This window comes from Polyangium spumosum (assembly GCF_009649845.1).
GTDB lineage: Bacteria > Myxococcota_A > Polyangia > Polyangiales > Polyangiaceae > Polyangium > Polyangium spumosum.
This window is the reverse complement of the sequence record NZ_WJIE01000010.1, coordinates 229396-249503: the sequence shown is the minus strand read 5'-3', so window position 1 is coordinate 249503 and position 20108 is coordinate 229396. Positions and strand designations below refer to the sequence as shown.

Here is a 20108-nt window from a genome sequence, read left to right as displayed (position 1 = left end):
GATCACTCCTCGATGTTGAGCGAGATGCCGAGCAGCGTCGCGACCTCGACGATCGTCGCCGTCTGCTTCCGGAGCGCGTCGATCGCCTTCTTCACCTGGATCCGCCCGAGCGCCGTGTCGTCGCCGAGGATCTTCTGGTCGAAGGGTTTTCCGATCGCCTCGATCGCCTCGATGCTCGCCTGCATCTCGGCCTGGAGCCGCGCGTCGAGCGCCGGATCCCGCTCGCGCACGAGATCGTCGAGCCCCGGGCCGTCAACCTGGCCACGCTTGCCGAGGTAGACGTTCTGGATGCCGCGCGCGTTCTGCAGGAAGTCCATGTGCGTGTTGTCGCTGAAGCACGAATGCTCGTCTTCCTGCTCCTTCGTGTCGTAAGCGACCTGCATCCGCTCCCCGGCGAGCTCGGCGCCGCTCAGGCTGCCGATACCGAGCAGGATCCGGCGCAGCGCCTCCTCGGGCGGGAGCGCGACGAACGTGGCGCGATACGCGCCGCCATCCGGCGCCCACTCCGAGGCGACGGCGCTGATGTCCTGGACCAGGAGCTTCCCCGCCGCGGTCAGGTATTGCCCGCGCCGCGCCTGGTTCGCCGCGGTCCCCGTGTCGACCACGTAATCGGTGAACGGCCGCTGCCCGGGGCCGTCGGCGTTCATGTCCTGCCCCCAGAGCAAGAACTCGATCGCGTGATACCCGGTCGAGATGTTCTTCTCGCCGTCCTTCTCGTTCAGCGAGGCGATCGTGGCCTCGTCGATCATCGGGTACGTCGCCGGATCGTTGATGATGCCCGCGTTCGCATCACTCGCCACGTAATCGACGTAGGCCTCGTCCATCGGCCAGGCGTTGATCTGCCCCTCGGGCCCGTCGTCGTCGTCGATCGGGCCGCCGTAGAAGCGGAACGCCTCGGTCAGGCCGTAGGGGTTTCGCGCGAGCAGCCACTGCTCCCGCGCGACGTCGAACCGGGTCTGGGACGGCTCCGCCACGAAGGCGCCGAGCGAGGCGTTGAGCGAGGCGGCCTCGCCGGCGGCCTCGCCGTACGTGCGGTAGACGAGGTCCGCGTAGCCCTCGATGACGGGCGGCGCGGTCTCGGAGAGGGGCCGGGGCCCCGACGCAGGCTCCTCGGACCCGCAGCCCGTGAGCAGGCCGGCCACGGCGGCGGCAAGGGCTGCAGTTCGCAAGGCGGTGGGCTTCATCATGTAGGGAACTCCATAGTTGAAAGTGACTTTCAATTGCCACAGGTGCGCGAGCCTTGTCAAGGCACAACCAGCCCGTTCGCTCGTGTCCGCGAGGGTTGCGGACGCGAGGACGGAGCTGCCAGGCGTGTTCGCAAGGGTTGCGAAGGCGACGCAGGAGCCCCCAGGCGCGTTCGCAAGGGTCTCCAGGGAGGCGATTGTGTGGCAACTCGCGTTCGCAAGGGTCTCCAGGGAGGCGATTGTGTGGCAACTCGCGTTCGCAAGGGTTGCGAAGGCGACGGGGGAACGCCGAGGCGCATTCGCAAATATGAGAACGGAGCTCTCGCGCGTGTTCGCGAGCCACGCGTCCGTCCCGACGAAGACTCGTGATATCCGTCCCGTATCGCGGCTGCATCGGCGCGCGAAGGAGAAGTCATGGATCGATCGTTCCAGTTTCGGCGCCGGCTGGGGGCGCGGTTGCTCGGCGTGGCGCTCGCAGGCATCGGCGCGGGCGCGGCAGCACAGGGCTGCGGCAGTGACGTCACGACGCCGGAGGGTGAGGGAGGTCAGGGCGGCGTCGGTGGAGGAGGCGGCATGGGAGGCTTCGGAGGCTCCGGGTCGAACTTCGTCACGGAGACGGAGTGCTTCGCGTGGCCGCAGACGGGCACCGTCGGTTCGAGCGGCAGCGGCGGCGCCGGCGGCAGCGGCGGCGCCGGCGGCAGCGGCGGCGCAGGGGGATCGATGGCGCCCGCTTGCCCGGCCAAAACAGACGCGTTGATGTACGTGCAGGACGCCTCCGCCCCCGGTTTTTGCAGCATCACGGTGCTGACCGAGGGGGCCTTCCAGGACGGTCAGTGCTGCTACGACGTGCAATACGAGACCTGCGGCGTCGCCGGTCGGCCCTTCCTCGAGGAAGGGCGCGCCGTCACGGCAGCCCTCGCGCCGGGCTCCTCGAGCTGGATGGAGACCTCGCTGCCCGCGCCCGATCTCACCGGTCTGTCCCCCGACGAGCGCGCCCTGCTCGCCGCGGCCTGGGCCCGCGACGGCCTGCTCGAACACGCGTCGATCGCCTCGTTCGGCCGCTTCGCGCTGGAGCTGCTCGCCGTGGGGGCGCCGGCCGAGCTCGTCGAACGCGCGCATCAGGCGGCGCTCGACGAGGTCCGGCACGCCCGCCTCGCCTTCGCGCTGGCCTCGGCCTACGCGGGTGAGCCCGTCGGGCCGGGCGCCTTCCCCTTCCGCGGGAGCTCGCTCTCCGTGAGCGCGGACCTCGCGGACGTCGCCGCGCGCGCCGTACGCGAAGGCTGCATCGGCGAGACGCTCGCCAGCCTGCTCGCGGCCGAACAAGCCGCGCGGGCCACGGATCCCGCCGTACGCGCGGCGCTCGCCGCCATCGCCGAGGACGAGGCGAGGCACGCGGAGCTCGCGTGGCGGGCGGTGGCGTGGGCCCTGCGGAGCGGGGACGCGGCCGTCACGCAGGCCGTCGAGGCGGCCTTCGCGGAGGCGCTCGCCGCGGGCGCCGGGCTCGAGGTCTCGGCCGGCGGAGCCGGGGCGCTCGAGGCGCACGGGCGGCCGGATGCAGCCGTGTTGCGCGCGTCCATGAAACGAGCGATGGACGAGGTGGTGCGTCCGGCCGCGGCGGCCCTGCTGGGCAACTGCAGCCTAGCTGCGCCGGCTCGCGAACGCGGCGAGCGAGCGCAGCACGGGTAGCGCCGCGACGCCCACCACGAACGCCGCCGTGAGGCCGAGCGCGTGGCGCGCCTGTTCCACCTTCGGCAGGTGCGCCGCGCCCGCGAGCGCCAGGGCCGGCGGCGCGCTGCGCTGCGGCGACGACGCCGCCGGGGCCCACGGCCGCTCGGGGGTCGGCTTCGTCCCCGTGAAGAAGTCGACGAGCGCGTCGGTGAACACCGGCAAGTCCTGCGGCCCGCGGCTCGAGATGATGTTGCCGTCCCGCACCACCGCCTCGTCCCGCCAGGTCGCCCCCGCGTTCACGAGATCGTCCCGGATCCCGGGCCACGACGTGATGTGACGGCCCCGCAAGACGCCGGCCGACGCGAGCACCCACGGCCCGTGGCAGATCGCGGCGATGGGCTTGCCCGTCGCGTCGAAGGCCCGGACGAACTCCCGCACCTCCTGACTCTGCCGCAGGAAATCCGGCCCGATGAAGCCGCCTGGCACGAAGAGCGCGTCGTACTCGCCCGGGTTCGCCTCCCGGATCGTCCGCGCCACGCGCACCCTCCGCCCCGGGACGTCCACGTTCATCCCCACGATCTTCCCGGGCCGGAGCGAGAGCACCTCGACCTCGCCGCCCTCGTCGTGGATCGCCTTCGCCGGGCCGAAGAGCTCCACCTGCTCGAACCCGTCCGCCGCGAGCACCGCGACCTTCCGGCCGACGAGCCTCTTCCGTCGCGCCGGCTTGGCCGAGAGGAAACTCGCGACGCCCAGGGCGAGATACTTGGCGAGCGTACCGGAGTTGCCCATGGCGCGGCGGAAGTTCGGGACGAGGCGGTCCGGCAGGACGAGGGCGTCGATGGCATACCCGCCGAGGGCCGAGAGCGCGCCCGCGAGCAGCTTGGCCCGGGTGCGCTGCGGCCGGGCGCGCTCGAGCACGCTCTGGTAGGCGAGCCCCCAGCCGAGCAGGCCGCCCGTGAGCAGCAGGAACCCGAGGGGCGTGATGTCGCGCTGGAACAGGATGGTGGCGCGCCGCGTCGGCACGGCCGCCGTCGCCATCGCGTTCAGGCCGGCCCAGGGCGAGCCCCGTTCGATCGTCGAAGAGCTCATCATGGCCGTCGCGGTCGCCGCCGTCAGCGCGGCGCCCGTCCACAGTCCTCGCCTCACGATTGCTCGCATGGTCTCTCCTCTCGCGTCGTACACACGGGGAGAGCCGCGGATTGCATCACGAATGCCACGGAGCCGCGCAGGCGGGCGCTCTCGGCGGGCCCCGGGGCGAGGGGCGCCGTGCTTCGGACGAAACTCCGGGCAATCGGTCATCCGACCTGCTAGGGTGCGCGCCTTCCGTCACGCACGCGGGGGCGCTGCTCGGACGAACCGAGCTCTACCCCCGTTCCTCGTTTCCCGACCCGATGACAATCGACTCCCTTTCGCCTGCGCTCGCGGCTGCCTTCCAGAGCCGCGGTTACTCCTCCCTCACGCCCATCCAGGAAGCCGTCCTCGACCCGAGCCACGCGGGGCGCGACCTGCGCCTCTTCTCCCAGACCGGCTCGGGAAAAACCGTCGCCATCGGCCTCGTCCTCGCCCCCGACCTCGAGCGTATCCTCGCGGAGCGGGCGAGCGCGACCGAGACGCCCGGCGCGTGCGCGACGCCTGCCACGATCGTGATCGCTCCGACCCGCGAGCTCGCCGCGCAGCTCGCTCGTGAGCTCTCGTGGCTCTTCCGCCCCCTCGGCGCGAGCGTCTGCGCCGTCACCGGCGGGACCAGCATCCCGCAAGAGCTCTACAACCTCCGGCAGGGACCGCTCGTCGTCGTCGGCACGCCCGGCCGGCTCGTCGACCACCTCGAGCGTGGCGCCATCGATCCCTCACGCGTCTGCGCGGCCGTGCTCGACGAGGCCGATCAGATGCTCGACATGGGCTTTCGCGAGGAGCTCGAGACCATCCTCGGCAAGATGCCCGAGGAGCGCCGCACCCACCTCGTCGCGGCCACGTTCTCGCGCGAGGTCTCGGCCCTGGCGAACCGCTACCAGCGGGACGCCGTCGCCGTCGAGGGCACGAGCCTCGGCGAGGCGAACCAGGACATCACGCACGTCGCCCACCTCGTGAAGCCCGACGAGCGTGACGCCGCCGTCATCAACCTGCTCCTGCTCGCGCCCGCCGACCGCGCGCTCGTCTTCGTCCGCACCCGCGACGGCGCCGCCGAGCTCGCCGAGCGCCTCGGGCAGGCCGGTTTTTCGGCGCGCGCGCTCTCCGGCGAGCTCGAGCAACGCGAGCGCACCCGCACCCTCGCGGCCTTCCGCTCGGGCGCCGTGACCACGCTCGTGGCCACCGACGTGGCTGCCCGCGGGCTCGACATCCCCGACGTGGGTCGCGTCATCCACGCCGATCCCCCGAGCGACCCGGAGACCTTCACCCACCGGAGCGGCCGCACCGGCCGCGCGGGGCGCAAGGGCACGAGCGTGATGCTCGTCCCGCCGCAGGCCCGCGACTACGTGGCTCGCCTCTTCCGCAGCGGCGGCATCCGCGCCACCTGGTCGCCGGCGCCTTCGCCCGACGACGTCCTGCGCGAGGCCGACGCCCGCCTCGCCGCCGAGCTACGCGCCCCCGCGGCCGAGCCTGCCGATCCGCGGCTCCAGGCCCTCGCCGCGTCGCTGCTCGCCGACATGGATCCGGCTGCGCTCGTCACCACGTTGCTCGCCCGGTCCCGGCACACCGGCCCCTCGGCGCCGCTGCCCGTCACCGCGCTCGTCCCGCACGAGCCGCTCCCGCGTCGTCCCCCGGAGCCTCGCGCCTCGCGGGATCGGGCTGCGCCGAACGCGGGCGCGTTTGTCCCCTTCCAGGTGAGCTGGGGTGGCCGTCACGGCGCCGATCCGCGTCGCCTGCTCGCGCTCGTGTGCCGGCGCGGCGGGATTCGTAGCGATCAGGTGGGCGCCATCCACGTCGGCGACTTCTCGTCGAGCGTGGAGGTCGCGATGCCCGTCGCCTCGGACTTCGCGCGCTCGGCGGCGCGCCCGGACGAGCGGGATCCGCGTGTTCGTATCCGGCCCATGCCCGAGGCGAACGGCGCGGCCCCGGCCCGCCCCGCGCCGCGCCCCCACGGCCGCGGGCCCCTTGGCGCCGACGAGCGCCCGCGTCGCTTCCGCAACCAGTCTCTCACGCGCTAGTCCCTGGACACGGGCGCCGGCCACGGCGAAAGTGGCCTTCATGCCGCGCCCGTTCGCCTGCACACGCCGCTGCGTCGCCGCCCTGCTCCTCGCCGCCGCCGGCTGCGGCCCTTCGGGGACGGACCCTCCGGACCCGAAACGCACGCAAATTCTCCACGATCTCACCGGCGAGCGCGGCTTCTTCGGCGCGCCCTTCCCGAGTGACGCGCGCCTCACGACGAGCGGCACGGCCGACCTCTCGGCTTTCCCGAACCCGTCGAACAACGGCATCGCCGCGCAGATGATCGACCTCGCTGCCGAGGTCCGCGGCTTCGGCACCACGACGGCCATTTACTTCGGGCTCGACGGCGCCTTGCCGGCGGGAAACCTCCTCGGCCCGGCGGAGAGCCTCTCCCCCGAATCCCCTGCCCTGCTGATCGACGTCTCCGCTTCGGCCCCGGATTCCCTCCGCCGTCACCCCATCTCCGCGTCTTTCCTCGAGGACGGCGGCCCGTACGGCGCGCCCCACCTGCTCGCCCTCCTCCCCGTGCAAGGCGTCCCGCTCCGCCCGAACACCACGTATGCCGCCGTCGTCCGGACCTCGCTCCTGGATCGTGACGGCGCCCCGATCGGCGTCTCCCCGGCGATGGCCGATCTTCGGGCTGGTAAGGCGCCGGCCGGCATGAGCGCGGAGGTGCTCGCCGTGTACACGAAGGCGCTCGGCGCGCTCGCCGAGGCGGGCATCTCCGCCGATGAAATCGCCGCGCTCACGGTCTTCACCACGGCCACGCCCACGGACGATTACGCGAAGGTGGCCGAGGCCATGCTCGCCCTGCCGCTCCCCGCCCCGACGACGCCGTTCGTCCGGAACGAGGTCTTCGACGATTATTGCGTGTACGAGACGACGATCGGCATGCCCGTCTATCAAAGCGGCGAACCCCCGTACACCTCGGCGGGCGGAGGCTGGGCGTTCGACGCCGCGGGCAAACCCGTGCTGCAACGACACGAAGAGGCCAACTTCGTCATCACGGTCCCGCGCCGCCCGATGCCTCCCGCGGGATACCCCATCGTCCTCTTCTCGCGCACCGGCGCGGGCGGCGAGCGGCCGCTCGTCGATCGTGGCGTCCGCGCCGAGCCCGGCGGCCCTGCGATCGAGCCTGGCGCCGGCCCTGCGCTCACCTTCGCGCGCGCGGGCTTCGCGGGCGGGAGCGTCGACGGCCCCCACGGCGGCTTGCGCAACAAGACCGGCGGCGACGAGCAGTTCCTCGTCTTCAACGTGGGAAACCCCGTCGCCTTGCGCGACAACATCCGCCAATCCGCCGCCGAGCTCGGCCTGCTCGCGCATGTCCTCGGCGCGATCGACATCGACGTCGCCGATTGCCCCGGCGCCACCTCGGCCGATGGGAAAGCTCGATTCGACACGAACACCCTCGCCCTCATGGGCCATTCCATGGGCGCCTCGATCGTCCCGCTCACCGCGGCCTTCGAGCCTCGCGTCCGCGCCTTGCTCCTGAGCGGCGCGGGCGCGAGCTTCCTCGCGAACATCGTCCACAAGCAAAAACCCCTCGCCACGCGCCCGCTCGCCGAGTCCCTCGTCGGCGTGAGCGGCACGGGGTATTCCCTCACCGAGGTCGATCCGCTCCTGAACCTCCTCCAGTGGGCGGGCGAGCCCGCCGACGTCCAGCCTTATGCTTCGCGTGTCCTGCGTGAAAACGAGGGCGCGCCGCGGCACGTCCTCATGATGCAGGGCATCGTCGACCATTACATCTTGCCGCCCATCGCCAACCCCATGAGCCTCTCGCTCGGCCTCGACCTCGCCGGCCCCGCGCTCGACGCCTCGCACCCCGAGCTCGCCGCCTACACCCCGCTCTCCGCGCTCCTCTCGCTCGGCGGGCGCGCCGAGATCCCCCTGCCCGCCGCCGGCAATTTTAATGGCTCCACGGCGGTCGTGGTGCAACACGCGGAGGACGGCGTCGAGGATGGCCACGAGGTCGTCTTCCAGACCGAAGGCCCGAAGCACCAGATGCAGTGTTTCCTCGAGAGTCTTGCCAAAGGCCTCCCGCGCGTCCCGACGTCCGCCCCTGTCTCCGCGCCCTGCGAGTGAATGCCATGGAGACCCGAAGAGCCCGCTACGATCGTTATCGCGAGGCCATCGCCGGCGAACCTCTGCCCACGGCCCTCGTCGATCTCGACGCCCTCGACGCCAACGTCGACGCCGTCGTCTCGCGCCTCCACGGCAGCGGGAAGACGCTCCGGATCGGCACGAAATCCATTCGATCGGTCGATCTCGTCCGCCACATCCTGCGCCGCGCCGGCCCCTCGTTCCGCGGCCTCCTGGCGTACGCCCCCGCCGAGGCCCGTTACCTCGCGGCCCAGGGCTTCGACGACATCCTCGTCGCTTACCCCACGGCCCAGCCCGCCGACGCGCGCCTGCTCGCCGAGGCCAACCACGAAGGCAAACGTATCTCCATCACCGTCGAGGAGCCCATCCACCTCACGATCCTCGAAGCCGCCGCCGCTCCCCGCGGCGTCCGTATTCCGGTCGTCGTCGACATCGACGTCTCGCTCCGCCGCCTCGGCGGCCGCGTCCACCTCGGCGTCCGCAGGAGCCCGCTCCACGAGGCCCGCGACGTCGCCGATTTCGCCGAGCGTATCGCCTCGTCCCCGCACCTCGAGTTCGCCGGCCTCCTCGGCTACGAGGCGCATATCGCGGGCCTCCCCGACCGGACCCCGCTCGGCCCTCTCCCGCCCGGCGCGAAGCGCGCCATGAAGCGCCTCGCCTGCGCCGCGGTCACCACGCTCCGCCGCGAGATCACCTCCGAATTCGAACGCCGTCGCCTCCCGATCCCCCTCTTCAACGGCGGCGGCACCGGCAGCGTCGCGTTTTCCCTCGGCGACGCCACGCTCACCGAGATCACCGTCGGCTCCGGCTTCCTCGGCAGCCACCTCTTCGACCATTACGACGATTTCCGCCCCGAGCCCGCCGCCTTCTTCGCCCTCCAGGTCACGCGCCGCCCCGCCCCCGGCTTCGTCACCTGCCAGGGCGGCGGCCTCATTGCCTCCGGCGCCGCCGGCCCTGATCGCCTCCCGATCCCTTGGCTCCCCGAGTGCCTCTCCTTGCTCGATCTCGAAGGCGCCGGCGAGGTCCAGACCCCGCTCGCCGTCCCCCCCGACGTGACCCTCGCCCTCGGCGACCCCGTCTTCTTCCGCCACGCCAAGGCCGGCGAGCTCGCCACCTTCTTCCGCGACTACCTCCTCGTCCGCGGCGACCACGTCGAGTCCCGCGCGCTTACCTACCGCGGCGCGGGCGAGTGTTTTCATTGAGGGGGCGAGTTTCGCGTGATATCGACATCCCCGGAACCAGGGAGGTTCACGTGAGGAGTTCTGCACATGGCGCGTAGATCCAGGGCTGTCAGGCGTGGCGCCTCGCGTCCCCTGAAGGCGGTTCACGTCGTCGGGATCTTGCTCTTGCTCGTCGGGAGCGTCTCCTTCGTCTTTGTTCTGGGGCGGCTCCGTGAATGGCTCGAAGAGCGGGACACGCTCGTCGACGTGAACGCGTCGCCGCGCCTCGCCCGGGCGGCGGCTGCCCTGCGTGCTCTCGACGCCTGCAGCGTCGAGTACGATCACAAGGGGCTCTTTTCGAAGCCAGGGATGCGGCTTCTGGACGTGTTCCTCGTCAAGCCGTGTGGAGCCTCCAGGCCGAAGCATTATTCGGTCCCGGAGGACTGGAACACGAACGGCAAGCAGGTCCCGTTCATGCTCAAGCGGGATTCACGAAACGAGCCGTGGCGTGTTCACGGCTCGGCGAGGCCCGACGAGCTCGCGAGGGCTCTCGAAGCCGCTTCCCCCGCGCTTCTCCGATAACGCCCCCGCCATTCAGTAAAAACGTCCATCCCCGCCGCGGCTAACGCGGCGCCTCGAAGACCGTCTCGAACCTCCGCGGCGCCCTCCGCTTGCGCACGCACCGCGTCTCGCCGTGCAGGTAACACACGGTGACGGCGCGCCGGGGCTTGCCTGTCGTGTTGATCCCGGACCTGTGCCAGACGTCGTTGTGGATGAGCAGCGCGTCCCCTGCCCGCGCGGGGACGAGCACCGAACGCGCCTCGGCCTCGGCCGCGCGCACGACCTCCGCCGGGATCACCCCGCCGAGTGGCGTCGCGAGCCCGCCGTGATGCGAGCGCGGCACGATCTCCACGCACCCCGCCTCGACCGGCGCGTCGTCGAGCGCCGTCCATATCTGCACGAGCGGCGCCCGATCGAGCCCCCAAAAACTCCCCCCGTCCTGATGCCAGGGCAGCGCCGTCCCGGCCTGCGCCGCCTTGTTGAACAGGACCGCGCGATACAGCGTGATGGCCCCGTCCGAGAGGGCCCGCGTGATCCGCTCGAACAACGGATTGCCGAGGAAAGCGCGGAAGATGGGATCCTTCTCCAGCTTCTCGAGCTTCCGATAATGGATCGACGGCCCGACCCACCCTTTGCCGCGCTCGAGATCCTCGTACCGCCCGCTCTCCGCGTCGTGCTGAAAAAACAGCCCCTCGTGCACGACGCGCCCGAGCATGAGATCCTCGGCCCGCGCGGCGAGCGTGGTGATCCCCTCGTCCGAAAGCACGCGCCCGAGCCGCGCGAACCCGCTCTCCGCGAGCGCGGCGAGGGCCGCCTTCACGTCGAGGGCCGAGGCCTGCTCCGCGAGGAAATTCATCGCGCGTAACTCGCGTCGGTCCCCTGGAAATCGCGGTACAGCTCGTCGATGCGCCGCCGCGCCTCGGGCGAGATCTCCTTCGCGCAGGCGTCGATCGCGGCGTCGACGTGCGCGATCGTGCCCGGCCCGACGAGGATCGAGTCCACGCCCGGCGTGCTCGCGACGTACGCATAAGCGAGATCAACGAGCGTCATCCCCTCGGCCTCGGCGACCTCACGATAGGCAGCGGCGAGCGCGAAGAACCGGTCCGTCCAGTACCGCCGCTGGTACAGCGGATTCTTCTCGAACCTCGATCCCTTCGGCGGCTCGGCCGAGGGCGCGTGCCTGCCCGAGAGCAGCCCGCCCGCGAGGGGGTTGTACACGGTCGAATGCACGCCGTACTTCTTCGTGAACTTGAAATACTCGAGATCGAGCTGCCGGATGAGCACGTTGTACAGCACCTGCGACATCACGGGCCTCGGCATGCCGCGCCTCTCGGCGATGTACCGCATCTCGAGGATCTGCCAGGACGCGTAATTCGACACGGCCCACGATCGAATCTTCCCGGATTCGAGCAGCGTCTGCACGGCGTCGAGGGTCTCCTCGATGGGCGTCGCGTGGTCCGGGACGTGGAGATAATACACGTCGACGAACTCCATCCCGAGGCGCGTGAGGCTCTCGTCGAGGGCCGCGAGCACCCGCGCCCGCCCGAGCCCCTCCGGCTTGCCCGCGATCCTCCCGAACCCGACCTTGGTCGCGACGACCGCCCGCTCGCGCCTACCTGCGAGCGCCTTGCCGAGGATGCGCTCGGCGTTGCCGTCGACGTAAGCGTTGGCCGTATCGAAGAGCGTGAGCCCACGGTCGAGCGCGTGATGCACGAGCCGGATGCTCTCGGGCTCGGGCGTACGCTTGCCGAAGTTCATGGTGCCGACGGCGAGCAGGGGTTTTCCGGCGGGATCCCGCGGGCGGGTCCAGGGCGCGAGCAGGGAGGACATGGCGCGGAGGCGTAGCGCAGGAGCGGCGCGGAGGGTAGCGCGAGCTCTTCACCTCGGCAGCGTCCGCGGCCACCTATCCCTCCACCGCCACGGCGGCGGATCCACCACGTCCCGCCGAAGCCAATCCGGCGCCGCGCACCGGATCCGCGCGCAGATCGGCAAGCACCTCCCCCGCGCGCACGTCCTCCTGCAGACCTCGCAGATCCCCTGCGCGACGAGCGCATCCGCCGCCTCGTCGAGCGCCGCGCTCTCCTCCTCGATGTCGACGTCCTCCGCCTCCTCCGCGCGCGCCTCGCTCGCCGCGCCCAGGCACACCGCTCCCGCCACGCAGGCCAGGATCCTCGCCCATTGACGTGCTTTCATCGGCCACCTCCCCTCGAAATACCTCGGGCCTGGCCGGCCGCCGTCAACGGCGTGTTCACTCGTTCTTGCTTTTGTATGGCCCCTCCGCGCCCGCGCGGTCCATCATGTCCCGCCATGTCCTCCCCTCGCCTCTACGACGATCTCGCCTGGGTTTGGCCCTTCGTCAGCCCGCCCGAAGAATATCCCGAGGAGGTCGCCACCTTCCGGCGCCGGTTCCAGCAAAAGGGCGTCTCCGACGGCGCCACCCTCCTCCACCTCGGCTCCGGCGGTGGCTCGATCGACGTGCACCTGAAACAGCATTACCGCGTCACCGGCGTCGACCTCAGCCCGAACATGCGCGCCCACGCAGCCGAGCTGAACCCCGAGGTCGAGTATCTGCACGGCGACATTCGCGACCTGCGCCTCGGCCGCACCTTCGACGCCGTCCTCTTGCACGACGCCTCCGCGTACATGATCTCCCTCGATGAGCTGCTCGCCGCGTATCGCACCGCCGCCGCGCACCTCCGGCCCGGCGGCGTGATGGTCACGCTCCCCGAGGAGATCCGGCGGTGCTTCCATCAGAATCGCACCACCTGCTCCACGTATACCCGCGGCGCTCGGACGGTCTCCACGATGTACGTCGATCACGATCCGGACCCCACGGACACCTGGTTCGAGAGCACGTTCGTGTTTTTGATCCGCGACGGCGACCGCGTCACCGTGGAGACCGACACCCACCGGGTCGGGCTTTATCACCTCGACGATATGCTCGCGGCCATGCGCGAGGCGGGGTTCGAGCCGGAGGTCGCGAAGTGGGAGCTCGCGGACCTCGATCCGGAGGAGGATCGCCCGCTCGTGACGGCGGTCAAGCGGGGGTGAACCCCCTCAGAACACGCCGAGCAACCCGATCTGCGTATACAGCGCAGTGAGCCCGATTGTGTCACCGCCGGGGCCGGAGTCGGGCTCGGTGATCATGTAGTTGCCGGAGATGCCGGTCACGAGGCTCATCGCGACGTGTGGATGGACCCAGTACCGCACGCCGGGCGCCGCGCGCCAGCGCACGCGCAGGCGCAGATCGTCGTTGGGCACGGGCCCGGGCGCCGGCTCGGGATCCCGCGTCGTCACCGCGTCCCACGTCCCGAGGCCCACCGAGACCGCGCCGAAGAGCTCCGCGCGCCGATCACTCGACCGGGCGAGGGCGAACTGGAACTCCGGGGCCACGACGAACGAATACAGCCGCCGCGTCCGGGTGGCCTCGATCTCCTGCCCCGTGTTCGGGTCCACGCTCTGGAACGTGGAGGTATCGCTCCAGTTCGAGAAATCGAAGCCGATGCCGATCACGAAACGATCGAACTTGTACCCGACGGTCAATCCGCCCTCGAAGGACGGGAACCCGAGCAGATCGTCGTCCCCGATGAGGAGCGGCGTGCTGATGAGGCTCGTCTGGAGCGCGAAGCCGCTGTTCACGGGCCTCCCTGCGGCGGGAGGGTCGACGGTCTGCGCCGACGCGGCCTCGGCCACGAGGAGCGCCGCGAGGGAAACGGAGAGGGCAAGCGTGGTTCGGAACATGCGGCGGCGTTTAGCACGGGGTGTGCCCACGCCGGAAACTACGCGGGCGTGATGCCAGCGCAGAAGTAGGAGATGTCGCGCTCGGGGATGGCCGGGAGCGTCGCCATGCCGAGGTCTCGCCAGACGGGGTGTTGCCTGTAAGGGCAGACGGCGCGCATCTGCCCGCCGCGTGGCTCCGCGACGCCCTTCCCGCGGAAGATGAGGCCGCGGTACAGGATACGCGGCGGCGCCTGGTGCAGGCGGTGATGGATGGCGGGCGGGCAGGCGCTGCCTGGATCGGCCTCCTCGAGCCGGATGACGGCCGGGACGGCCCCGAGCTCCGGGCGCACGACGTCGCACAGGGCCTGGAGGAGCGGCGACAGGGCCATGGCTCAACCGAAGCGCGCGGCGTAGATGGCTTGGGCGTCGGCGTTGAGGGCGGCGATCTCGTGTTCGATGGTCTCCACTTCGAATCCATCGACGGAGACGGGCACGAGTTGCGCAGTTTCGTCCTTGAACAGGTACACCCCGAGCTTTTCCGGCGGGAGGATGGAGGCGCGGTCGTAACCGAGCTCGCCAATCACCTGGGAGACCGCCTCCTTGGGGTCGGAGAGCATGACGAGGTGGTTGAGCTCCCGCAGGACGTAGTCGCTGTGGGTGCTCATCATGATCTTGAAGCCCCGGTTGACCGCCTTGGCGAGCACGCGCGTGATCTTGCGCTGGTTGTCGGGGTGGAGGTTCAGCTCGGGCTCGTCGATGATGAGGAAGTCGCCCGGCTTCGCCATGTGGCGGAAGTAAAAGACGAGGCTCGCGAGGGACTTCACCACGGAGGCCGTGAGGTGGACGGGCAGCGGCCTGTCGCCGGCCTTGTCGTGGGCGAAGACGAGCTCCCCCAGGTCGGAGACGGTGACCCTGCCTCCGAGGACGGCGCGTTCGAGGTCGTCGGCGAGATCCGCGAAGGGGGTCGTGTTCCTCGCGATGTTGGGCAGATCGTTGGCGACCTGGAGGCTGTCGCGGATGGGCCAGGCATAACGGCCCGCGCGGCGCCGGAGCACATCCGCCGGATCCGTGCCTGCGTCGATCTCGAGCAGCTCGCTCACGAGCTCGGTCCGGTTGAGAGCGAGCTCCTTGGCGAACATGTTCACGGCGATCCGCTCCGCGGGGAAGAGGATGCAACGAGGGAACAGCCATTCCCAGAGCAACCAGACGAATACGGTCCGCCGGACCATCTGCAAGACATGCGGACCATCGGCGGGGTCGTAGAGCTGCGAGAGCCTCGCGCGCAGATCCAGGATCGCTTGCTCTCTGGGGCGCGCGCCGAGCTCCTTCTGCCCGGACAACGAGACATCTGCCTTTTCGAACGGCTCGGGAGCGGACGCGAAGACGCGGGGAAGCGAGGACGCACACGCCCGCGCGATCCGGCCCAGAATGGCGTCCCAATCCGGGCGCGCGGCGGCGAGGTCGAGCTCTTGCCGATCCGAGCGTACGAACGCTTCGAACGCAGGGTCCTCGAGCAACGCTGGCCCCTTGTCCTTCCCGAGGCGATGGAGCCCGTACACCGTCCACGCGAGGTACGTCTTGCCGGTGTTGTTCGGCCCGGTCAGGACGATGAGGTCCTTCCCGAGGTCGACTTCGGCCTCGCGCAGGGGACCCAGGTTTTCGACGCGGAAGCGCATCCGTTGCTCCTCGTGGCGAGGCTACTCGCCGCCTCCCACGCGGGCAAGTGCGTGCTCGGCAGAGCGCCAACGAGGCACCCGAGTCGCCGTCATGCAACCTTGCGCAAGGCCACCTCGTCGCCCGAGTCGCCGTCATGCAACTTTGCACAGCGCCACCTGGGCAGCCGAGTTGCCGTCATGCAACCTTGCTCAGCGCCGCCTGGGCACCCGAGTCGCCTCTCTGCAACCTTGCTCGGCGCCAACTCGGCGCCCGAGTCGTCTCTCTGCCAAGTAGCAGAGCGCCACCTGGGCGCCCGAGTTGCCCCTCTGCAGCACAAAAAAGCCCCCTCTCCCGCGGGCGGGAGAGGGGGTTTGGGGGTGAGGGAAAGCGCCCGGGAGCGAAGGCTGAGAGCGCCTCAGCCCCTCAGATTCTTCGCGACGAAGTCCCAGTTCACGAGGCTCGTCATGAACGTCTCGATGTACTTGGGGCGCAGGTTCCGGTAGTCGATGTAGTACGCGTGCTCCCACACGTCGATCGTGAGCAGCGCCTTCTGGCCGTGCTTCATCGGCAGGTCCGCGTTGCCCGTCTTCGTCACGGCGAGCTTGCCGTCCTTCACGACGAGCCACGCCCAGCCCGAGCCGAACTGCGTCGCCGCGGCGGTCGAGAACTCCTCCTTGAACTTCTCGAACGAGCCGAAGTCGCGCTTGATCGCGTCGGCCAGGTCGCCCGTGGGCTCCCCGCCGCCGCCCGGCTTCATGCAATGCCAGTAGAACGTGTGGTTCCAGACCTGCGCGGCGTTGTTGAACACGCCGCCGTCCGAGCGGAGGATGATCTCCTCCAGCGACAGCGACGCCTCGGGCTTGCCGTCGACGAGCTTGTTGAGGTTCGTGACGTAGGCGTTGTGGTGCTTGCCGTGGTGATACTCGAGCGTCTCGGCGCTGATGTGCGGCGCGAGGGCGTCCTTCTTGTACGGGAGTTCGGGGAGCGTGAAGGCCATGGTCGCGTGTCCTCTCGTGGTTTCGGTTCGCCGGGTGCCCGGCAGGCGGCGAGACTCTACCGATACGGAAGGGCCCGGGGAAGTCAGAGAGTTCGGAAGGCCTGAACTTTCATCACGCGTGCCCCGGACACACTTTCCCTTGCCCCTGCCCCCCTGCACCTCCTAGGGTTCGCTGCCGTGAACGAGCTCGTCCGCTTCGCGCTCACGGCGTATTACCCCCGCGTGGACGATCTGCCCGGCCTCGCCGAGCTCGGCGTGGACGAGAAGATCCAGCGCCTGCGCCGCGAGTCCACCCTGCTCTTCTGGACCGGCATCGTCGCCGCGTCGGTCGCCTTCCAGATCGCGCCGCTGCTCACGCTCCGAAGGCCGCTGCTCGCGTCCTGGCTCTCCGAGGAGGAGCTCGACCGGCACGCGCACGAGATGGCCACCCACCCGGCCTACCTCGTCCGACAGGTGACGTTCCTCATCAAGCTCGTCGGCGGCATCTTCTGGGGGCAATCCCCCGAGGTCCGCGCCTCCCTCGAGCTCGCGCCTTACCCCGAAGACCCGGGCACGCGCAGGCTCGAGGCGTTCGTGCCGCAGCAAGGGCCGCTTCCCGGCGCGCCGACGGACAAGCTCGTGGCGCTCGGCAAGAAGGAGCGCGAGCGCGGGCGCGACAAGGATCGCGGCAAAGGACTCCACGCATGAACAGCGCGCAGACAAGCTCTCGCCCGAAGCTCTCGGACGTCGCCCGGGGCCGGCACGCGACGTTCACCTCGTTCGCGGATCCGGGGCTCGACTGCGAGGTCGACTTCGTGGTCGTCGGCAGCGGCGCGGGCGGCGCCGCGGCGGCCGTCGTGCTCGCGCGGGCCGGGTACAAGGTCGCGGTCGTCGAGGCCGGGCCCTGGCGCGCGCCGGAAGATTATCCGTGGACGACCTACGGCACGATCCGCGACCTCTTCCCCGATTGGGGCTCGCTCGTCACGCAGAGCCGCGCCCTCTGGCCGATCGTCCAGGCCTCCTGCGTCGGCGGCAGCACGGTCATCAACAGCGCCATCGTGGTCCGCACGCCGGGCGACGTCTTCACGCGCTGGGAGCGCGAGTACGGCATCGACGGCCGCGCCCTGGAGAAGCGCGTCTGGCAGCACCAGGACCGCATCGAGGACGAGCTCTCGGCGACGGTGGTGCCGCCCGACGCGCGGGGCCTCCTGAACACGCTGGCGATGGACGCGGCGGAGAAGCTCGGCTGGTCGTCGCATTACATGGTGCGGTACGCGAAGGACTGCGAGGGCTCGGGCCAGTGCCTCCAGGGCTGCCGCAAGGGGCGCAAGCAGAGCACGAACGTCAATTACATCCCCGAGGTGCTGGAGCGCGGCGGCTACGTGCTCTCGACCGCGCCGGTGTCGGGCCTGCTCTTCGAAGGGCGCCGCGTGCTCGGCGTGACGGGGCGCTTTCAGGACCCGGAGACGCGCAGGTCCGGCGCGCGCTTCACCGTTCGGGCGCGCAAGGCCGTGTTCGTGGCGGCGAGCGCGACGCAGACGCCGGTCCTGCTCGCGAAGAGCGGGGTGAAGAGCCGCGCGCTCGGCACGCTCTTCCGGGCGCACCCGGGCACCGGGGTGTTCGGGGTGTACGACGAGCCGGTCGATCAGAACATCGGCGCGACGCAGGGCTGGGCGTCGACGCATTTCCGGCAGGATCCGGGGCTGAAGCTGGAGACACTCGCCATCCCGCCGGAGATGGTGGCGGGGCGCCTGCCGGGCGGCGGGAAGGAGCTGATCCGCCGGTTCCGCGAATATCGACACGTGGCGATGTGGGTCGCGGCGGTGCGCGCGGAGTCCGTGGGCACGGTGAAGCCGAGCCTGTTCGGCGGCGGCCCGGTGGTGAAATACCAGCTCGACGAGGCCGACATGCGCAAGCTGCGCAAGGGGCTGTCGATGGTGACGCGTATGCATTTCGAGGCCGGCGCGCGTGAGGTCATCCCGGGGATCTTCGGGCTGCCGTACAAGATCGGCCCGGACCAGATCCACCTCATCGAGGAGGGCCCGACCGATCCCCGCTGCTACGTCGCGATCCTCTCGCACCTCTTCGGCGGCTGCCCGATGAGCGCGGACCCGCGGCAAGGCGTGGTCGACGAGCACGGCAAGGTCCACGGCTACGAGGGGCTGTACGTCGCGGATGCGTCGGCGATCCCGACGACGATCGGCGTGAACCCACAACACACGATCATGGCGCTCGCGTCGGTGTGGGCGGAGAACCTCGTGTCTTAGTCCCGAGGGGGACGCCTCGCGTCCCCCTCTCGGCCAGGCAAAGCCCGGCCGATTCACCCCCTAGAGGCGAGCTCGCTGCGCGACCTCGCAGAGCGCAAGGCGCTCTAGAAGCTGCCCTGGATCCCGCCGGGCCCGATGGACACGGCGGCGTCCGGCTTCTTCGGCCCGCTCTTCGCGAGCACCATGCCGGGCATCATCATCAGGACGCCGAGGCCCACGAAGCCGAGCCCCGCGAGCGAGAGCCCGGCCCCCGCGCCGCCGCCCAGGTCCTCGGTCAAGCCGAGCGCGGCCATCATCACGCCCCCCACGAAGATCGGCGCCCCCGTCCCGAGCAGCACCCCGCCCGCGACCCGATCCCGCACGAGGTAATCGTCGTAGGAGACGTGCACCTCGGTGATCTCGCCGAGCGGGATGTCGCGTTCATCGTCCCGCGTGCGCACGACGAGCCGCTCGCCGGAGACGATGGAGCGGATCGGCGCGGCATAGACGAGGTCCGCGCCGGATTTGCGCTTCAGGGTGACGGTCTCGAGGTGGCCGTAGACGACCTTCCGCGGGCCGCCCTTGGTGGTGACGGCGGGAAAGGGCCCGGCGGGGCCGGGCGAGGCGTTCGAGAGCCCGGGCAGCTCGGAGGGCGGGATCGTGACGTGGCTGCTACACGCCGCGAGCAGGAGCGAGCTCGCAGCCACGGTCATCAACATGGTTCGCGCGAGCGCCCGGGACATGAGCCTCCCCGAGCGAGATGCTCTCACGGGCCGCCGGCGTCGGCAACCTTTGGGAGCGGATCAAGCCGCGGCCGGCTCGCCCCTCTCCTTCTCCGCCACCGCCGGCACGCCCGGCAGCGGCTTCTGATCCTCGCGCAGCTTCTCCACGAAGACCTCGAACACCTCGGCGGCGTGCTCCCGCGCCGACTCCGCGCGCCATGCGGACGTGTCGATCGGCGGCAGGACCTCGATGTCCACGGTGGTGGGCTGCACGTAGAGCGTGTGTTTCACCCAGTTCTTGTGCACGCCGTGCAGGACGACCGGCACGACGGGCAGGCCCGTGGCGATCGCGAGGTGCACGAAGCCGAGCTTGAGCGGCCGGAGCCGCCCGTCGCGGCTGCGCGTGCCCTCGGGCATGATCCAGATGGAAAGCCCGTGTTTCTTCACCGTCCTCGCGATGCCGGACATCGCCGCGATGGCCGAGCCCTTGTTCGCCCGATCGAGCCACAGGTGCCCCGAGAGCAGGTAGAGCTGGCCGAAGAAGGGGATCCGGAGGACCTCCTTTTTCATCACGCCACACCCGCCCACCGGGCAGAGCCAGATCGAGAGGAACGCGTCGAGCGTGGAGGTGTGATTCGCGACGTAAATGGCGGGGTGCGCCTGCTTGATTCGCTCGCCGTGGTGGAGGACGGGCGTGACGCCCGCGATTCGCGTGATCGAATACCCGACGATCTTGCCGTAATAATTGCAAAGCTTGATGCGAAGGACGCGGAACGGCAGGAGGAGGAGCGCGAGCAGCAGGGTCAGCGTCGACGCCACCGCGACGAGCGTGAAGCCGACGACGAACCGAACGGCCGAGGAGAGCGCGGCGAGGGATGTTCGCCCCGACGAGGAATCATGGTCCGACATGAAGAAGCGGATCTCCAGGCTGGGAAACGTCCGCACCGTACCACGAACGAACGTTAGGA

Annotated in this window: 19 protein-coding genes; 8 read left to right on the top strand and 11 right to left on the bottom strand. The window is 70.3% G+C overall.

The window, feature by feature from the left end:
* Positions 1-2: 2 nt before the first annotated feature.
* Positions 3-1187 (bottom strand): imelysin family protein, encoded by a 1185-nt coding sequence (locus GF068_RS30405; protein WP_240807601.1) that lies wholly within the window; start codon positions 1185-1187, stop codon positions 3-5.
* 411 nt (positions 1188-1598) lie between these two features.
* Between GF068_RS30405 and GF068_RS46530 the strand changes: the two genes are divergently transcribed.
* Positions 1599-2870: a ferritin-like domain-containing protein gene (locus GF068_RS46530; protein WP_153822996.1), complete on the top strand. Its 1272-nt coding sequence runs from the start codon at positions 1599-1601 to the stop codon at positions 2868-2870.
* On the opposite strand, the gene GF068_RS30395 is transcribed toward GF068_RS46530, so the two are convergent.
* Positions 2823-4010, bottom strand: a complete 1188-nt coding sequence (locus tag GF068_RS30395; RefSeq protein ID WP_240807599.1) for a type 1 glutamine amidotransferase domain-containing protein — start codon at positions 4008-4010, stop codon at positions 2823-2825. The genes GF068_RS46530 and GF068_RS30395 overlap by 48 nt on opposite strands.
* A gap of 233 nt (positions 4011-4243) precedes the next feature.
* On the opposite strand from GF068_RS30395, the gene GF068_RS30390 reads away from it, so the two are divergent.
* The 4 genes from GF068_RS30390 to GF068_RS30375 all read left to right on the top strand — a co-directional run bounded on the left by GF068_RS30390 (position 4244) and on the right by GF068_RS30375 (position 9841).
* Positions 4244-5998, top strand: coding sequence for a DEAD/DEAH box helicase (locus GF068_RS30390; RefSeq protein WP_153822995.1), 1755 nt, complete (start codon positions 4244-4246; stop codon positions 5996-5998).
* A gap of 40 nt (positions 5999-6038) precedes the next feature.
* A complete protein-coding gene (locus GF068_RS30385) occupies positions 6039-8081 on the top strand; it encodes a hypothetical protein (protein WP_153822994.1) in 2043 nt (680 codons plus the stop codon).
* Positions 8082-8086: 5 nt separating this feature from the next.
* On the top strand, positions 8087-9301 hold the full coding sequence (locus GF068_RS30380; protein WP_153822993.1) for an alanine racemase: 1215 nt from the start codon (positions 8087-8089) through the stop codon (positions 9299-9301).
* A gap of 66 nt (positions 9302-9367) precedes the next feature.
* Entirely contained in the window at positions 9368-9841 is a 474-nt protein-coding gene (locus GF068_RS30375) for a hypothetical protein (RefSeq protein ID WP_153822992.1), read from the top strand.
* Positions 9842-9881: 40 nt separating this feature from the next.
* Here the strand turns inward: GF068_RS30375 and GF068_RS30370 are convergent, their stop codons facing one another.
* The 3 genes from GF068_RS30370 to GF068_RS30360 are packed head-to-tail and all read right to left on the bottom strand — an operon-like array spanning position 9882 to position 12013.
* The gene (locus GF068_RS30370) at positions 9882-10676 is read right to left on the bottom strand and encodes a phytanoyl-CoA dioxygenase family protein (protein WP_153822991.1); all 795 of its coding nucleotides are present in this window, start codon (positions 10674-10676) and stop codon (positions 9882-9884) included.
* Positions 10673-11650 carry an aldo/keto reductase gene (locus GF068_RS30365; protein ID WP_153822990.1) on the bottom strand — a complete coding sequence of 326 codons (978 nt, stop codon included), beginning with the start codon at positions 11648-11650 and terminating at the stop codon, positions 10673-10675. Before GF068_RS30365 ends, GF068_RS30370 begins: the two co-directional genes overlap by 4 nt.
* Positions 11651-11698: 48 nt before the next feature.
* The gene (locus tag GF068_RS30360; protein ID WP_153822989.1) at positions 11699-12013 is read right to left on the bottom strand and encodes a hypothetical protein; all 315 of its coding nucleotides are present in this window, start codon (positions 12011-12013) and stop codon (positions 11699-11701) included.
* Positions 12014-12127: 114 nt separating this feature from the next.
* On the opposite strand from GF068_RS30360, the gene GF068_RS30355 reads away from it, so the two are divergent.
* Entirely contained in the window at positions 12128-12871 is a 744-nt protein-coding gene (locus tag GF068_RS30355) for a class I SAM-dependent methyltransferase (RefSeq protein ID WP_170319757.1), read from the top strand.
* 6 nt (positions 12872-12877) lie between these two features.
* Here the strand turns inward: GF068_RS30355 and GF068_RS30350 are convergent, their stop codons facing one another.
* The 4 genes from GF068_RS30350 to GF068_RS30335 form a co-directional block, all read right to left on the bottom strand.
* Positions 12878-13561 (bottom strand): hypothetical protein, encoded by a 684-nt coding sequence (locus tag GF068_RS30350; protein ID WP_153822987.1) that lies wholly within the window; start codon positions 13559-13561, stop codon positions 12878-12880.
* A gap of 38 nt (positions 13562-13599) precedes the next feature.
* Complete coding sequence (locus GF068_RS30345) at positions 13600-13929, bottom strand: hypothetical protein (protein ID WP_153822986.1); 330 nt, start codon at positions 13927-13929, stop codon at positions 13600-13602.
* Positions 13930-13932: 3 nt separating this feature from the next.
* A complete protein-coding gene (locus GF068_RS30340) occupies positions 13933-15216 on the bottom strand; it encodes an AAA family ATPase (protein WP_153822985.1) in 1284 nt (427 codons plus the stop codon).
* A 395-nt stretch (positions 15217-15611) separates the two neighbouring features.
* The gene (locus GF068_RS30335) at positions 15612-16193 is read right to left on the bottom strand and encodes a superoxide dismutase (protein WP_153822984.1); all 582 of its coding nucleotides are present in this window, start codon (positions 16191-16193) and stop codon (positions 15612-15614) included.
* Between the two features lie 177 nt (positions 16194-16370).
* Between GF068_RS30335 and GF068_RS30330 the strand changes: the two genes are divergently transcribed.
* The gene (locus GF068_RS30330; RefSeq protein WP_153822983.1) at positions 16371-16880 is read left to right on the top strand and encodes a hypothetical protein; all 510 of its coding nucleotides are present in this window, start codon (positions 16371-16373) and stop codon (positions 16878-16880) included.
* The gene (locus tag GF068_RS30325; RefSeq protein WP_153822982.1) at positions 16877-18439 is read left to right on the top strand and encodes a GMC family oxidoreductase N-terminal domain-containing protein; all 1563 of its coding nucleotides are present in this window, start codon (positions 16877-16879) and stop codon (positions 18437-18439) included. The genes GF068_RS30330 and GF068_RS30325 overlap by 4 nt, the downstream gene beginning before the upstream one ends.
* Before the next feature lie 104 nt (positions 18440-18543).
* Here the strand turns inward: GF068_RS30325 and GF068_RS30320 are convergent, their stop codons facing one another.
* Both GF068_RS30320 and GF068_RS30315 read right to left on the bottom strand, forming a co-directional pair.
* Positions 18544-19161, bottom strand: a complete 618-nt coding sequence (locus GF068_RS30320; RefSeq protein ID WP_170319756.1) for a hypothetical protein — start codon at positions 19159-19161, stop codon at positions 18544-18546.
* Positions 19162-19221: 60 nt separating this feature from the next.
* Positions 19222-20049, bottom strand: a complete 828-nt coding sequence (locus tag GF068_RS30315; RefSeq protein ID WP_153822980.1) for a lysophospholipid acyltransferase family protein — start codon at positions 20047-20049, stop codon at positions 19222-19224.
* Positions 20050-20108: the final 59 nt, after the last annotated feature.

Bases quoted from the DNA above. Each gene is read 5' to 3' on its own strand.
- GF068_RS30405 (WP_240807601.1), bottom strand. From the start codon at position 1,187: ATGATGAAGCCCACCGCCTTGCGAACTGCAGCCCTTGCCGCCGCCGTG.
- GF068_RS46530 (WP_153822996.1), top strand. From the start codon at position 1,599: ATGGATCGATCGTTCCAGTTTCGGCGCCGGCTGGGGGCGCGGTTGCTC.
- GF068_RS30395 (WP_240807599.1), bottom strand. From the start codon at position 4,010: ATGCGAGCAATCGTGAGGCGAGGACTGTGGACGGGCGCCGCGCTGACG.
- GF068_RS30390 (WP_153822995.1), top strand. From the start codon at position 4,244: ATGACAATCGACTCCCTTTCGCCTGCGCTCGCGGCTGCCTTCCAGAGC.
- GF068_RS30385 (WP_153822994.1), top strand. From the start codon at position 6,039: ATGCCGCGCCCGTTCGCCTGCACACGCCGCTGCGTCGCCGCCCTGCTC.
- GF068_RS30380 (WP_153822993.1), top strand. From the start codon at position 8,087: ATGGAGACCCGAAGAGCCCGCTACGATCGTTATCGCGAGGCCATCGCC.
- GF068_RS30375 (WP_153822992.1), top strand. From the start codon at position 9,368: ATGGCGCGTAGATCCAGGGCTGTCAGGCGTGGCGCCTCGCGTCCCCTG.
- GF068_RS30370 (WP_153822991.1), bottom strand. From the start codon at position 10,676: ATGAATTTCCTCGCGGAGCAGGCCTCGGCCCTCGACGTGAAGGCGGCC.
- GF068_RS30365 (WP_153822990.1), bottom strand. From the start codon at position 11,650: ATGTCCTCCCTGCTCGCGCCCTGGACCCGCCCGCGGGATCCCGCCGGA.
- GF068_RS30360 (WP_153822989.1), bottom strand. From the start codon at position 12,013: ATGAAAGCACGTCAATGGGCGAGGATCCTGGCCTGCGTGGCGGGAGCG.
- GF068_RS30355 (WP_170319757.1), top strand. From the start codon at position 12,128: ATGTCCTCCCCTCGCCTCTACGACGATCTCGCCTGGGTTTGGCCCTTC.
- GF068_RS30350 (WP_153822987.1), bottom strand. From the start codon at position 13,561: ATGTTCCGAACCACGCTTGCCCTCTCCGTTTCCCTCGCGGCGCTCCTC.
- GF068_RS30345 (WP_153822986.1), bottom strand. From the start codon at position 13,929: ATGGCCCTGTCGCCGCTCCTCCAGGCCCTGTGCGACGTCGTGCGCCCG.
- GF068_RS30340 (WP_153822985.1), bottom strand. From the start codon at position 15,216: ATGCGCTTCCGCGTCGAAAACCTGGGTCCCCTGCGCGAGGCCGAAGTC.
- GF068_RS30335 (WP_153822984.1), bottom strand. From the start codon at position 16,193: ATGGCCTTCACGCTCCCCGAACTCCCGTACAAGAAGGACGCCCTCGCG.
- GF068_RS30325 (WP_153822982.1), top strand. From the start codon at position 16,877: ATGAACAGCGCGCAGACAAGCTCTCGCCCGAAGCTCTCGGACGTCGCC.
- GF068_RS30320 (WP_170319756.1), bottom strand. From the start codon at position 19,161: ATGTCCCGGGCGCTCGCGCGAACCATGTTGATGACCGTGGCTGCGAGC.
- GF068_RS30315 (WP_153822980.1), bottom strand. From the start codon at position 20,049: ATGTCGGACCATGATTCCTCGTCGGGGCGAACATCCCTCGCCGCGCTC.